11 protein-coding genes are annotated in these 14,911 nt (G+C 59.9%); 7 read left to right on the top strand and 4 right to left on the bottom strand.

Annotation, left to right across the window (positions count from 1 at the left end; all coding sequences use genetic code 11):
• Positions 1–235: 235 nt before the first annotated feature.
• The 7 genes from ACOYXJ_RS14810 (at position 236) to ACOYXJ_RS14780 (ending at position 10,301) form a co-directional block, all read left to right on the top strand.
• Positions 236–1,396 (top strand): efflux RND transporter periplasmic adaptor subunit, encoded by a 1,161-nt coding sequence (locus ACOYXJ_RS14810; RefSeq protein WP_460370136.1) that lies wholly within the window; start codon positions 236–238, stop codon positions 1,394–1,396.
• A complete protein-coding gene (locus tag ACOYXJ_RS14805; protein ID WP_460370134.1) occupies positions 1,393–4,494 on the top strand; it encodes a multidrug efflux RND transporter permease subunit in 3,102 nt (1,033 codons plus the stop codon). The genes ACOYXJ_RS14810 and ACOYXJ_RS14805 overlap by 4 nt, the downstream gene beginning before the upstream one ends.
• Positions 4,495–4,503: 9 nt before the next feature.
• Positions 4,504–5,181, top strand: coding sequence for a heavy metal response regulator transcription factor (locus ACOYXJ_RS14800; RefSeq protein WP_007916978.1), 678 nt, complete (start codon positions 4,504–4,506; stop codon positions 5,179–5,181).
• Positions 5,171–6,535: a heavy metal sensor histidine kinase gene (locus ACOYXJ_RS14795; RefSeq protein ID WP_460370132.1), complete on the top strand. Its 1,365-nt coding sequence runs from the start codon at positions 5,171–5,173 to the stop codon at positions 6,533–6,535. Before ACOYXJ_RS14800 ends, ACOYXJ_RS14795 begins: the two co-directional genes overlap by 11 nt.
• 305 nt (positions 6,536–6,840) lie before the next feature.
• Positions 6,841–7,062 (top strand): hypothetical protein, encoded by a 222-nt coding sequence (locus ACOYXJ_RS14790; RefSeq protein ID WP_053123621.1) that lies wholly within the window; start codon positions 6,841–6,843, stop codon positions 7,060–7,062.
• A 194-nt stretch (positions 7,063–7,256) separates the two neighbouring features.
• Positions 7,257–8,573, top strand: a complete 1,317-nt coding sequence (locus tag ACOYXJ_RS14785; RefSeq protein ID WP_460370130.1) for an OprD family porin — start codon at positions 7,257–7,259, stop codon at positions 8,571–8,573.
• Between the two features lie 219 nt (positions 8,574–8,792).
• Positions 8,793–10,301: a sensor domain-containing diguanylate cyclase gene (locus ACOYXJ_RS14780; protein WP_460370128.1), complete on the top strand. Its 1,509-nt coding sequence runs from the start codon at positions 8,793–8,795 to the stop codon at positions 10,299–10,301.
• A 178-nt stretch (positions 10,302–10,479) separates the two neighbouring features.
• Here the strand turns inward: ACOYXJ_RS14780 and lpxC are convergent, their stop codons facing one another.
• From lpxC to ACOYXJ_RS14760, 4 genes are all read right to left on the bottom strand, one after another.
• The gene (gene lpxC, locus ACOYXJ_RS14775; protein ID WP_007916984.1) at positions 10,480–11,391 is read right to left on the bottom strand and encodes a UDP-3-O-acyl-N-acetylglucosamine deacetylase; all 912 of its coding nucleotides are present in this window, start codon (positions 11,389–11,391) and stop codon (positions 10,480–10,482) included.
• A gap of 112 nt (positions 11,392–11,503) precedes the next feature.
• Positions 11,504–12,700, bottom strand: a complete 1,197-nt coding sequence (gene ftsZ / locus ACOYXJ_RS14770) for a cell division protein FtsZ (protein ID WP_016986475.1) — start codon at positions 12,698–12,700, stop codon at positions 11,504–11,506.
• A gap of 68 nt (positions 12,701–12,768) precedes the next feature.
• Positions 12,769–14,028 (bottom strand): cell division protein FtsA, encoded by a 1,260-nt coding sequence (gene ftsA, locus ACOYXJ_RS14765; protein WP_007916987.1) that lies wholly within the window; start codon positions 14,026–14,028, stop codon positions 12,769–12,771.
• Positions 14,029–14,043: 15 nt separating this feature from the next.
• Positions 14,044–14,910, bottom strand: a complete 867-nt coding sequence (locus ACOYXJ_RS14760) for a cell division protein FtsQ/DivIB (protein ID WP_160059345.1) — start codon at positions 14,908–14,910, stop codon at positions 14,044–14,046.
• Position 14,911: the final 1 nt, after the last annotated feature.

Below are 14,911 nucleotides of genomic sequence, written 5' to 3'. Positions count from 1 at the left end.
CCCCGAGCCCCAGCGAGCGGGCCGTACGTAGGAGCAAGCCTTTTTGGTTACTTTTTCGGCGTCTGGAAAAAGTGACCCGCCGTAAGGGCGGAACCGTAATCAGCAACACCCGCAGCAACGGATATACACACAGAGAAAACTGACAGCGCTGACAGCCAGCCGTCACCCTCCTGACCCCCAAACAAGTTTATAAAGACCCTAACCCTGCCCAAACTCCGCCCGGCGCCCACCCCGCATGCGAATCCAAAAGAACAAAGCCCTGCTCGCCACCCTATTGATCGTCCTCGCAGGCGCAGGTCTGTGGTACGCCCTGAAACCCGCCCCAACCAAACTCGCCACCCCCACAGCAATCCCCGTGCGAGTCATAGCGGTCAGCGCAAAAGACGTCCCCCGCTACACCAGCGGCATCGGCTCCGTCCTTTCATTACACAGCGTCGTCGTGCGCCCCCAGATCGACGGCATCCTCACCAAAATCCTCGTCAAAGAAGGCCAACTCGTCAAAGCAGGCGACCTGCTGGCCACCATCGACGACCGCTCCATCCGCGCCAGCCTCGATCAGGCCCGCGCCCAACTGGGCGAAAGCCAGGCGCAACTGCAAGTCGCCCTGGTCAACCTCAAACGCTACAAACTGCTCACCGTCGACGACGGCATCTCGAAACAGACCTACGACCAGCAACAAGCCCTGGTCAACCAACTGAAGGCCACCGCCCAAGGCAACCAGGCCTCGATTGATGCGGCGCAGGTGCAACTTTCCTACACGCAGATCCGCTCCCCCGTCACCGGCCGCGTCGGTATTCGCACAGTCGATGAAGGCAACTTCCTGCGCATGACCGACACCGCCGGCCTGTTCACCGTCACCCAGATCGACCCGATCGCCGTCGAATTCTCCCTGCCGCAGCAAATGCTGCCGACCCTGCAAGGCCTGATCAACGATCCGCAGCGCGCACCGGTCAAGGCCTACATCGGCGCCGACACCGACGGCGAAACCGGCAACCTGCTCGGCGAAGGCCACCTGACCCTGATCGACAACCAGATCAACGCCAACACCGGCACCATCCGCGCAAAGGCCGAATTCGACAACGCCAGCCAGAAGCTCTGGCCCGGCCTGCTGGTCACGGTAAAAATTCAGACAGCCCTCGACAAAGATGCGCTAGTCGTCCCACCCACCGTCGTACAACGCGGTCTCGACCAACACTTCGTTTACCGCGTGAATGGCGACAAGGTTGAAGCCGTGCAAGTGCAGATGGTTTATCAGGGCAGCGGCCAGGACATCATCAAAGGCGTGAAGGCCGGTGATGTGCTGGTCACCGACGGCCAGTCTCGGCTCAAGCCAGGCTCGACCGTACAAGTGATGACCGAGCCGGCGCAGGTAGTGCAGGCGGAGCCGAAACCATGAAGGCGCACAAAGGCGTCTCGACGTGGTGCATCGATCACCCGGTCGCCACAATCCTGCTGACCATCGCGCTGGTGCTGGTCGGTTTGATTGCCTTCCCGCGTTTACCGATTGCCCCACTGCCGGAAGCGGAATTTCCTACGATCCAGGTTTCCGCGCAATTGCCCGGCGCCAGCCCCGACACCATGGCCTCGTCCGTGGCCACGCCGCTGGAGGTGCAATTCAGCGCCATCCCCGGCATGACCCAGATGACCTCCAGCAGTGCGCTCGGCTCCAGCCTTTTGACCCTGCAGTTCACCCTCGATAAAAGCATCGACACCGCCGCCCAGGAAGTCCAAGCGGCGATCAACACCGCCGCCGGCAAACTGCCCAAAGACATGCCGACCCTGCCGACCTGGAAGAAGGTCAACCCGGCCGACAGCCCGGTGCTGATCCTCAGCGTCAGCTCGACGCAAATGCCCGGCACCGAACTCAGCGACCTGGTGGAAACCCTGCTCTCGCGTCAGATCAGTCAGATCGACGGCGTGGGACAAATCAACATCACCGGTCAGCAACGTCCGGCGATTCGCGTACAAGCCTCGGCGGACAAACTCGCGGCGATCGGCCTGACCCTCGCCGACATCCGACTGGCGATTCAGCAGACCAGCCTCAACCTCGCCAAAGGGGCGCTGTACGGCGAATCAAGCATCTCGACGCTGTCGACCAACGACCAGTTGTTCCACCCCGAGGACTACAGCCAACTCATCGTTTCCTACAAGGATGGCGCCCCGGTTCACCTGCGCGATGTCGCCAAAGTCGTCAACGGTTCGGAAGATGCCTACGTGCAAGCCTGGGCCGGTGATCAACCCGGTGTGAACCTGGTGATCTCGCGCCAGCCCGGCGCCAACATCGTAGAAACGGTCGACCGCATTCAAGCTGCCCTGCCCGGCCTCGAAGCGATGCTGCCGGCCTCGGTGCAAGTGAAAACCCTGATCGACCGCACCCAGACCATCCGCGCTTCGCTGCATGAAGTCGAAATCACCCTGTTGATCGCGATCATGCTGGTGGTCGCGGTGATGGCGCTGTTCCTGCGTCAGTTGTCGGCGACCCTGATTGTTTCGGCGGTACTCGGCGTGTCGTTGATCGCCAGTTTTGCCCTGATGTATATCCTCGGTTTCAGCCTGAACAACCTGACGCTGGTGGCGATCGTCGTCGCGGTTGGTTTCGTCGTCGACGATGCGATCGTGGTGGTCGAAAACATCCACCGACATCTGGAGGCCGGCGACGACATGCGCGAGGCGGCCATCAAAGGCGCTGGCGAGATCGGTTTCACCGTGGTCTCGATCAGTTTCTCGCTGGTGGCGGCGTTTATTCCGCTGCTGTTCATGGGCGGCGTGGTCGGCCGGCTGTTCAAGGAATTCGCCCTGACCGCGACCTCGACCATCATGATTTCCGTGGTGGTGTCGCTGACCCTGGCGCCGACTCTCGCTGCGCTGTTCATGCGCAAACCGGTGCATCACGCCCACGCCAAACCGGGCTTCAGCGAACGTCTGCTCGGCTGGTACGAGAAAGGTCTGCGCCGCGCCCTCGCCCATCAGAAACTGATGATCGGCGTGTTCGGTTTATCGCTGGCGCTGGCCATCGGCGGTTACATCTTTATCCCGAAAGGTTTCTTCCCGGTGCAGGACACCGGTTTCGTCCTCGGCACCACCGAAGCTGCGGCGGATATTTCCTACGGCGACATGGTGAAAAAACACCTGGCAATGGCCGAAATCGTCGCCGCGGATCCGGCGGTGCAGGCGTTTTCCCACTCGGTCGGCGTGTCCGGCAGCAACCAAACCATCGCCAACGGCCGCTTCTGGATTGCCCTGAAAAAACGTGGCGACCGTGACGTCAGCGCCAGCCAGTTCATCGACCGCATTCGCCCGCAACTGATGAAGGTCCCCGGCATCGTCCTCTATCTGCGCGCCGGCCAGGACATCAACCTCAGCTCCGGCCCGAGCCGCGCGCAGTACCAATACGTGCTCAAAAGTAACGACGGCGCGACCCTCGCGACATGGACGCAACGCCTCACGGAAAAACTGCGCAGCAACCCGGCGTTCCGCGATATTTCCAACGACTTGCAACTGGGCGGCAGCATCACCCACATCAGCATCGACCGCAGCGCCGCCGCCCGTTTCGGCCTGACCGCCAGCGATGTCGATGAGGCGCTGTACGACGCCTTCGGTCAACGGCAGATCAATGAATTCCAGACCCAGGTCAACCAGTACAACGTGATTCTGGAACTGGACACCAAGCAACGCGGCAAAGCAGAAAGCCTCAACTATTTCTACCTGCGCTCGCCGCTCAGTGGCGAGATGGTGCCGCTGTCGGCGCTGGCCAGATTCGATGCGCCGACCATCGGCCCGCTGTCGATTGCCCACGATGGCATGTTCCCCGCCGCCAACCTGTCGTTCAACCTCGCGCCCGGCGTGGCGTTGGGTGATGCGGTGATTCTGCTTAATCAGGCCAAGGCCGAGATCGGCATGCCGACGGCGATCAGCGGCAATTTCCAGGGCGCAGCGCAGGCGTTCCAGAGTTCACTGGCCAGCCAGCCGTGGCTGATTCTCGCGGCACTGGTGGCGGTGTACATCATTCTCGGTGTGCTTTATGAAAGCTTCGTACATCCGCTGACGATCATTTCGACATTGCCGGCAGCAGGTTTGGGCGCGGTGATCATGCTGTGGATTTGCGGCCAGGACTTTTCGATCATGGCCTTGATCGGGCTGGTGTTGCTGATCGGTATCGTCAAGAAGAACGGCATCCTGATGATCGACTTCGCGCTCGAAGCGCAGCGCCACCGAGGCCTGTCGCCGCAGGATGCGATTTTCGAAGCGTGCATCACGCGGTTCCGGCCGATCATCATGACCACCCTCGCCGCCCTGCTTGGCGCGCTGCCGCTGATGCTCGGTTACGGCACCGGCGCCGAGTTGCGCCAGCCGCTGGGGATCGCGGTAGTCGGCGGTTTGCTGGTCAGCCAGATGCTGACGTTGTTTACCACTCCAGTCATATACTTGTGGCTCGAGCGGCTGTTCCACCGGCCCAAACCGATGCCCTCACCGGCATTGGCGACCACAGACTGAGGCAGGGTCATGCGCGTTCTGATTATCGAAGACGAGGAAAAAACCGCGGACTATCTGCACCGCGGTCTGACGGAACAGGGTTACACCGTGGATCTCGCCCGCGACGGCGTCGAGGGTCTGCATCTGGCGCTGGAAAGCGACTATGCGGTGATCGTCCTCGACGTCATGTTGCCGGGCCTCGACGGCTTCGGCGTACTGCGCGCATTGCGTGCACGCAAGCAGACCCCGGTGATCATGCTCACCGCCCGCGAGCGCGTCGAAGACCGCATCAAAGGCCTGCGCGACGGTGCCGACGATTACCTCGGCAAACCATTTTCCTTCCTTGAACTGGTCGCGCGCCTGCAAGCGCTGACCCGGCGCAGCGGCGGGCATGAACCGGTGCAGGTGAGCATCGCCGACCTGTGGATAGATCTGATCAGCCGCAAGGCCACCCGCGCCGGAACCCGACTGGATCTGACGGCCAAGGAGTTCTCGCTGTTGAGCGTGTTGGCCCGCCGGCAAGGTGAAATCCTTTCGAAAACCGCGATTGCCGAGATGGTCTGGGACATCAATTTCGACAGCGATGCCAACGTCGTCGAAGTCGCGATCAAACGTCTGCGCGCCAAGCTCGACGGGCCGTTCGACGAGAAACTGCTGCACACCATTCGCGGCATGGGTTATGTACTGGAGAGCCGTGGTGTCCAGTAATTCCATCGCGTTGCGCCTCAGCGGCATGTTCACATTGGTGGCGCTGCTGGTGTTTCTGTTGATCGGCGGTGCGCTTTATCAACAGGTGGACAAGGGACTGGGCCTGCTGCCGGAAGCCGAGCTGGATGCGCGTTACAGCGTGCTCGAATCGGCACTCAATCGCTTCGGCACACCCGAGCACTGGGTGAAGATAAACGCCAAGTTGAAGCTGCTCGGCGAAGAGGACAAACGTATTCGTTTCTGGGTGGTGAGCGGCGATCCGGGTTACGAATACGGTCAGCCCGATGCAGCGATTCGCGCCTTCGCCCAAGGGCCGCTGGGCATGCATGACCTGCAGTTGCCCGACCATCCTTATCCGCTGAAAGTGTTGCTGACCGAGTTGCCAGCCAAGGATCAGCGCCCGCCGCTACGGTTCATGATCGGCATTGATACCGAGACCTTTCACGAGACTCAGCACAACCTGTTGATCGCGCTGATCGGGCTGGCGATTGTCGGTGTGCTGATGGCTTCGGCGCTGGGTTATTGGGTGGCGCGGATTGGTCTCAAACCGTTGATCAAACTGTCCCATGAAGCCCAGCGTCTGGCGCCGCCGCTGCGGGCCGGGCGCTTGCGTTTGTCGCCGCTCCCGCCGGAGCTGGAGCAGTTTGTCGACTCATTCAACTCGACGCTGGAACGGGTTGAAGTCGCCTATTCGCGGCTGGAATCGTTCAACGCCGACGTCGCCCATGAACTGCGTTCGCCGCTGACCAATCTGATCGGCCAGACGCAAGTGGCGCTGACCCGTGGGCGCTCTGCCGAACATTATTTCGAGGTGCTGCAATCGAATCTGGAAGAGCTGGAACGGCTGCGTTCGATCATCAATGACATGCTGTTTCTGGCCAGTGCCGACCAGGGCAACAAGGCGACCAAACTCACATCCACTTCGCTGGCGGATGAGGTGGCGACGACACTGGAATATCTGGATTTCATTCTCGAGGACGCGCAGGTTCAGGTGCAGGTCAGCGGTGATGCGCTGGTGCAGATCGAGGTCGCGCATTTGCGCCGGGCGTTGATCAATTTGTTGAGTAATGCGGTGCAGCACACCGGGCCGGGACAGGTGATCGAGGTATGCATCGAGGTCGAGGAGCATCAGGTGAGTATCGGCGTGGCCAACCCCGGTTCGCCGATTGCCAGTGAGCATTTGCCACGCTTGTTCGAGCGCTTTTATCGGGTGGATGCGTCGCGTAGCAACAGTGGCAATAACCATGGGTTGGGGCTGGCGATCGTCAAGGCGATTGCGCTGATGCATGGTGGGGATGTGTTTGTGCGCAGTGATCGGGGGATGAATACTTTCGGGATTTATTTGCCGGTCTGAAAAGCCCCTCACCCTAACCCTCTCCCGGAGGGAGAGGGGACTGACCGAGTTGTTCTCTCGAAGTACGCCGACCTGAAATATCCAGTCGAACTCGGATTTTGAAAAGCCCCGGATCTACTCCCTTTCCCCCTCGCCCCCCTGGGGGAGAGGGCTGGGGTGAGGGGGTTGCTCTTGGCTGCACCGCAATATTCGACTTTTACCTCCTGCGCAACAGTCATTTATGAAAATCACGCTGTTTCCCAACGCCCGGCAACCTTATCTTTGCCCGCACCAAACAGCACTCGCCAAGCGAGAAGGTTTTCAAGATGTCCAACAGTATGGGTATTGCCAGCGCTTTCGTTTTGTCCTCATTGATCCTGTCGCCGATGGCGATGGCTGAAGAATCCCACGCGTTCGTGGCGCAGAATTCTGCCCGCGCTCAAGCGTATGACCAGCATCAGGCAGAAATGATGGCCAAGGCCAAAGACGCGACGCAAGCCCCTCAGGCTGCAACTTCCCAGGCTCAATCGCTGGAAAAAGACAGCTGAGTCGCGCACCGCACCGTTTCCCTCGACGCGGTTGTTTGGCTCTTCCCGTTCAACCGTCGTCATTCCAGGCCGCTGCCTTTCAGCGGCCTTTTTTCGTTGTGGTCTGAAAGCCGTTTGGTTCGTCTGTAACAACAAGAAACATCGAGCGCCTCAAAATATAGAGGCGCCAGTTGACCCAAGGAGCTCCATTGCACGTGCGTTACCCAGTTCGCTTCACCCCGCTGTTCATTGCAATTGCCGCAACGATTGCCCCTGCCGCTCACGCCGACGAGCCTGCCAAAGAAGGTTTCGTCGAAGGTTCGAGCCTCAACCTCAACGCCCGCAACTACTACATGAATCGCAACCGCTTGCAGAAAGCGGACGACAACATCGAGTGGGGCCAGGGCTTTCTCGGGGTCTTCAAGTCGGGTTACACCGAAGGCACAGTCGGTTTCGGCATTGATGCCCACGCCATGCTCGGGTTGAAGCTGGATGGCGGTGGCGGCACGGACGGCTCGAGCATCCTGCCGGTCAGAGAGAACGGCGGCAAAGCACCGGGAGCGTTCTCCACCGCAGGGGGCACGTTGAAAATGCGTGCGTTCGATACCGAGTTGAAGGCCGGCGACCTGTTCCTCACCAACCCGGTGATTGCCGGCGGTGACACACGCATGCTGCCGCAGACCTTCCGTGGTGTGAGCCTGACCAACCACAGCTTCGACGGCTGGTTGATCGAAGGCGGCCAGGCCAGTTTCACCAAGCCTTACAACCAGAGTGGCCACACGCGCATCGGCACTTCCTACGGGACATTGGCCGACGGCGATGAGAGCCAGCACCTGAACTGGGCCGGCGTGGCGTGGAGCGGTGTCGAAGGTCTGACCAGCAGCCTCTATGCCTCTGAGCTCAAGGACATCTGGAACCAGTACTACTACGACCTCGACTACACGTGGCAGTTGAACGAGCTGGTCAGCCTCAATCCGGGCCTGCACTTCTATCACACGCAAGACACCGGTGATGCGCTGCTGGGCAACATCGACAACAACACCTACAGCCTGCACTTCACTGTCGGCGTCGGAAATCACAGCGTTACCGCCGCATATCAGCGGGTCAACGGCAACACACCGTTCGACTACATCAGCCAGGGCGACAGCGTTTACCTCGATAACTCACAGCAATATTCCGACTTCAACGGCCCGAACGAGCGCTCGTGGAAGCTCAAATACGCTTATGACTTCGCCGGTGTCGGCATGCCGGGACTGACCTCGGCAGTCTCCTATTCGCGCGGTACGGTGGATCTGACCAAGGTGGATCCGAACAGCAAAGGCTATTCCAACTGGTACAGCGCCGATGGCCGCAACGCCAAACATTGGGAGCGCGATCTCGACTTGCAGTACGTGGTGCAGAGCGGTCAGGCCAAAGACCTGGCGGTGCACTTGCAATGGGCGACCAACCGTGGCGGCAACGGTTACGGCGTGATTGATTCGGATACAGATGAATACCGCGTGATCATCGACTACCCGATCAACGTCTTCTAAGATCGGCGCTAAGCTGACTGCAGACTGACTCCGATAGCTCAAGCAATTACCAACCCTGTGGGAGCGAGCTTGCTCGCGAAGGCGATCTTTCAGCAACATTGATGTTGGCTGACACAACGCATTCGCGAGCAAGCTCGCTCCCACAGGTATTTGCGTCAGGCGCTTCGGTGGTGTTGTGCAACTACGCTTATAAGACTTCCCCCAACCGACAGCCCAATCATGATCGCGAGCCGTACCCCACCCGTCACGGGCAAGACCGGACGCCCCGAGCTGCTGCTGATCTGCGGCAGTTTGCTGACCGTGATCGCGATTCTGTGCATTGTTACGTTCCTGCTGATTCGTGAGCACGCCAACGCTCAGGAATCGGCCACCCGCAGCGCCACCACCATCGCGCAACTGATCGACGCCGATGTGCTGCGCACCGTCGAGTTGTACGACCTGACCCTGCAAGGCCTGATCGCCGCCGCCCAGCGTGATGACCTGCAAGATGTCTCGCCGCAGATCCGCCATCTGGCGCTGTTCGACCGCTCGACCACGGCACGCTTCAAGGGCGACATCCTGTTGCTCGACAAGCATGGGGATGTGATTGCCGATTCTTCGCGAATCGAGCCGAAACCGGGCAACTTTGCCGACCGCGATTACTTCCTCGCCCACGCGTTCAACCGCGATGTCGGCATGTTTATCAGCCGCCCGTTCAAGACCCGTTGCGACTGCGACGAGGCCAATCAATGGCGGATCAGTTTCAGCCGACGCATTTCCTCGGAGACCGGTGAGTTCGCCGGAGTAGCCGTGGCGTCGATGAAGCTCGACTACTTCGACCAGTTGTTCAACAGCCTCGACATCGGCAAAGACAGCACGTTGAACATCATCGATAACGACGGCGTGCTGCTGGCGCAGAAGCCTTATCTGCAAAGTGATTCCATCGGCAAAAGCTTCGGCAACCGGCCCAACGTCATACGGATTCTGCGCGACAAGAGTGGCAATGGCAGTTTCAACAGCGTTTCGAGCATCGACCATCAACAACGCCTGTATACCTATTCGCGAGTCGGCAATCTGCCGTTGATCGTGATGGTCGCGCTGTCCAGCGACGAGGTATTCGGCACTTGGCGGCGCACCGCAATATTGATCAGTGGCGCCACGGGTGTGTTGTGCGTGGGCTTGTTGTGGCTGACCTGGCTATTGGCTCGAGAGTTGCGCTTGCGCCAACGGGCCGAGCGCGAACTGGCGCAACTGGCCGCCACCGACGCGCTGACCGGTGTAGCCAATCGGCGGATGCTTGATCAGGCATTGCGTCATGAGTGGTTCCGCGCCCAGCGCTCGGGAAAACCGATGTCGGTGATGATGATCGATGCCGATCACTTCAAGGCGTTCAATGACCGCCATGGGCATCAGGCCGGGGATCAGGCGTTGAAGACGCTGGCCAAGGTCATTACTGAAAATGTGCGGCGACCGGCGGATCTGGTGGCGCGTTATGGAGGAGAGGAGTTTTCGGTGATTCTTGCCGAGACTCACAGCAGTGGCGCGCAGCAGATTGCCGAGCATATTCGTCAGGCTGTGGAACAGTTGCCGTTGGTCGACGGGGCCGGGCGGCCGATGACCGTGAGTATTGGCATCGCCACATGGACGGCGGCGAGTGAGATGACGCTGGAGCAGTTGCTGTTTGCGGCGGACAAGGCGTTGTATCAGGCCAAGGAAGGTGGGCGCAATCGGGTGGTGGTGGCGGCCTGACAGGTCTGCGGCGATTGCACCGGCGCCTTCGCGAGCAAGCTCGCTCCCACATTTGAAATGCGTTCCCCTGTAGGAGTGAGCCTGCTCGCGATGGGGCCGGCCCAGGCAACACAAAAACTGCAGGCATAAAAAAAGGCCATCCGGGGATGGCCTTCAAAAAACTAGAGAGGTTTTTTACTTACACTGCCGCAACCGGGCGCATGTAAGAGATTGGTGCGGTGCTGGCGTCTTCGAACGTCACCACTTCCCAAGCATCTGTCTGCTCAATCAACTTGCGCAGCAGCTGGTTGTTCAGTGCATGACCGGACTTGAAGCCTTTGAACTCACCAATCAGGCTGTTACCCAGCAGGTACAGGTCGCCAATGGCATCGAGGATCTTGTGCTTCACGAATTCGTCTTCATAGCGAAGGCCGTCTTCGTTCAACACGCCATCGGCATCGACCACGATTGCGTTTTCAACGCTGCCGCCGAGTGCGAGGTTGTGCTTGCGCAGGTACTCGATATCACTCATGAAACCAAAGGTACGGGCGCGGCTGACTTCTTTTACGAACGAAGTGCTGGAAAAATCCACGCTTGCACTTTGGGTGCGGTCCCGGAATACCGGGTGATCGAAATCGATCTCGAAGCTCACCTTGAATCCTTCGAAAGGGACGAAAGTGGCGCGCTTGTCGCCGTCTTCCACTGTCACTTCACGCAGGATGCGGATGAATTTCTTGGCGGCGTCCTGTTCTTCCAGGCCTGCCGATTGAATCAGGAATACGAAGGGTCCAGCGCTGCCATCCATGATCGGGACTTCGGACGCGGAGAGCTCGACGTAGGCGTTATCGATGCCCAGGCCAGCCATGGCCGAGAGCAAGTGCTCTACCGTGTCCACTTTCACGTCGCCGTTAATCAGCGTCGTCGACATAGTGGTTTCACCGACGTTTTCCGCGCGGGCAGGAATCTGCACCACAGGGTCGAGGTCAGCGCGACAAAACACAATGCCAGTGTCGACAGGCGCAGGCTTGAGGGTCAGATAGACCTTCTCACCGGAGTGCAGGCCTACACCTGTGGCACGGATAATATTTTTCAGTGTGCGTTGTTTAATCATGGCTTGGGCCGCTTCAGCGCAAATTGCGAACTGGTATCAACAAAGGCTGGCGATGATAGCAGACCATGCCTTTGCTGAACACCAATCACCTTCATAGCCCTGATACATTCCATCAATCGGCCTGACGACGCAGGAAAGCCGGGATGTCCAGGTAGTCCAGATCATCTTGCGGATTCATCTTCGCGGCAGCCGCAGCACCGGCCTGAGCCTGGTTGCGCATGACGGTCGGACGGTCCAGATCACGGTAATTGACCGCTGGCGCTTCCTGACGGGCCGGAGCCGGTTGTTGCACCTGGGCGGAAGCCATGGAGGTGTGAACGGTGTTGTCGATGACCTTTACAGGTTTCTCGATCTTCGCGCCCAGACCGGTGGCAACCACGGTTACGTGCAGCTCGTCGCGCATGTCCGGATCGATAACGGTACCGACCTTGACCATCGCGTGCTCGGAAGCGAAGGCTTCGATGATGCTACCCACGTCGGAGTACTCACCCAGAGACAGGTCAGGACCGGCGGTGATGTTCACCAGGATGCCGCGTGCGCCTTGCAGGTTCACGTCTTCCAGCAACGGGTTGCGGATCGCCGCTTCAGTAGCTTCACGTGCACGGTTCGGACCGCTGGCGCAGCCAGTGCCCATCATCGCCATGCCCATTTCGCTCATCACGGTACGTACGTCGGCGAAGTCGACGTTGATCATGCCCGGACGCTTGATGATGTCGGAGATACCGCGAACGGCACCGGCCAGTACATCGTCGGCCTTGGCGAAAGCCGACAGCAGGCTTGCGTCTTTACCGAGGATGGTCAGCAGCTTCTCGTTGGGAATGGTGATCAACGAGTCGACGCTTTCCGAGAGCATGCGGATGCCTTCGTCGGCGATCTGCATACGCTTGCGGCCTTCGAACGGGAACGGACGCGTTACTACCGCAACGGTCAGAATGCCCATTTCCTTGGCCACTTCGGCGATGATCGGCGCAGCACCGGTACCGGTACCGCCGCCCATGCCAGTGGTGATGAACACCATGTTGGTGCCCTGCAGGACTTCGGCAATGCGCTCACGGTCTTCGAGAGCGGCCTGACGACCTACTTCAGGGTTGGCGCCAGCGCCCAGACCTTTGGTCACGCCGGTACCCAGTTGCAGAATGGTGCGCGCGCCGATGTTTTTCAGCGCTTGAGCATCAGTGTTGGCGCAGATGAATTCAACGCCTTCGATGTTGCTCTTGACCATGTGATTGACAGCGTTGCCGCCGCCACCGCCAACACCGATAACTTTGATTACCGGGCTTGCGGGGATGTTGTCTACGAGTTCGAACATTTTCCCTCTCCTTACATTCTCTAGTTTTTTCGCCTACTGCATTTTTGTTGCGGTGTTGCGGTAAAGCTTTAGAAGTTGCCTTGAACCCACTTCTTCAATCGGTCCAGCAACGGCGCCTGTGGCTCTTCGTTGCTGTAGCTGTCGCGGCTGCCGATGCCGGAGAACGAAACCCCGTCGGACTGCTTTTGCAGGCCGTACATCAACAAGCCAACGCCAGTGGAATAAATCGGGTTGCGCACCACGTCATCCAGGCCCTTGACGCCATGCGGCACGCCGAGGCGGACCGGCATGTGGAAGATTTCTTCGGCCAGTTCAGTGGCGCCTTCCATTTTCGAAGTACCGCCAGTCAGGACGATGCCGGCCGGGATCAGGTCTTCGTAGCCGCTGCGACGCAGCTCGGCCTGGATCAGGGTGAACAGTTCGTCGTAACGCGGCTCGACCACTTCGGCCAGGGCCTGACGCGACAGTTCGCGCGGTGGACGGTCGCCGACGCTCGGCACCTTGATGGTTTCACCGGCACCGGCCAGTTTCGCCAAGGCGCAGGCATAGCGAATCTTGATCTCTTCGGCGTACTGGGTCGGGGTGCGCAACGCCATGGCGATGTCGTTGGTCACCTGATCACCGGCAATCGGGATCACCGCGGTGTGACGGATCGCGCCTTCGGTGAAGATCGCGATGTCGGTGGTGCCGCCGCCGATGTCGACCAGGCACACGCCCAGTTCTTTCTCGTCGTCGGTCAGTACCGAGTAAGCCGAGGCCAGTTGCTCAAGAATGATGTCGTCGATTTCCAGACCGCAGCGACGCACGCATTTTTCAATGTTCTGAGCGGCGTTGACGGCGCAGGTGACCACGTGGACCTTGGCTTCCAGACGTACGCCGGACATGCCCAGTGGCTCGCGTACGCCTTCCTGGTTATCGATCACGTAATCCTGCGGCAGGGTGTGCAGCACGCGCTGGTCAGCCGGGATCGCCACGGCCTGAGCAGCGTCGAGCACGCGCTCAAGGTCGGCCGAGCTGACTTCACGATCGCGGATCGCGACGATGCCGTGGGAGTTCAGGCTGCGGATGTGATTGCCCGCCACGCCGACGAACGCCGAGTGAATGCGGCAGCCCGCCATCAGTTGGGCTTCTTCGATCGCGCGCTGGATCGATTGCACGGTGGACTCGATGTTGACCACCACGCCCTTCTTCAGGCCACGGGACGGATGGGTACCAATCCCGACGATTTCCAGCGAGCCGTCGTCGGAGACCTCGCCGACCAGCGCCACCACCTTGGAGGTGCCGATATCGAGACCGACGATCATTTTGCCGCTTTGCACGTTTGCCATGGGTCCTGCCTCTTCTTAATTCTTTGCGACAGCGGGTTGGGCTGTCGTCGGCGCTACTGGTTCCCGCCAGCCAACAGCGAGGCCGTTGGCGTAGCGCAGATCGATGCGCGCAATGTTCGTAATCTGGTCTTTAAGTGTCTTGTCATAGATGGCGATAAAACGGCGCATCTTTTCCACCAGGTTGCCGCGTCCCAGCAGCAACTCGATGCCGGGGCCAGAACTGCCGGCACCGGTGGTCAGGAACCAGCTCCCGCGTTCACGCAGTTCCAGGCGTGCGATCGAGAAGCCCAACGGCCGCAGCATCTGGCTCAGCACCTGATACTGCTGCATGACTTGCTGCTGGGCCCGTTGTGGGCCGAACAGCTGTGGCAAATGTTCGTAGTTCGCCAGTTCCTTTGGCGTAAACGCCTGGCCCTGGTTGTTCAGCAATGACTCGTCGCCCCACCGTGCGACCGGCAGTTGCTCTTCGAGACGGATCACCACTTGGTCCGGCCACACGCGACGGACTTCGGCGTGAGCGATCCACGGCATCTGCTCAAGCTCGGTGCGCATACCGGCCAAGTCGATGGTGAAGAAGCTCGACGCCACGAACGGAGCGATTCGCTGCTGTACCGCTTGCTGGCTGATGTAGCTCAGGTCGCCCTGCACGGCGATCTTGGTGATCGGCCGGTCGGCGTACGGCAGCAGACGCGTTGCGCCTTCGTAAGTACCAAAGCCCAGCACCACCAACAGCACCGGCCAGAACAGACTTTTCAGAAAGCTGAAATTGGCTTTCGGCAGGCGCGCGGACATCGGCTCTTTCGCCACCATTCGGCTGGCACCCCGTGGCACCGGCTTGCGGCCGGGTGCGGGAGGCTGATGTCGGAGCTGAGCGCCTTGCATC

It is taken from the genome of Pseudomonas sp. Tul2A7 (genome assembly GCF_054790505.1).
The sequence above is the reverse complement of the archived record's forward strand: the minus strand, read 5'-3'. Positions and strand labels throughout refer to the sequence as shown.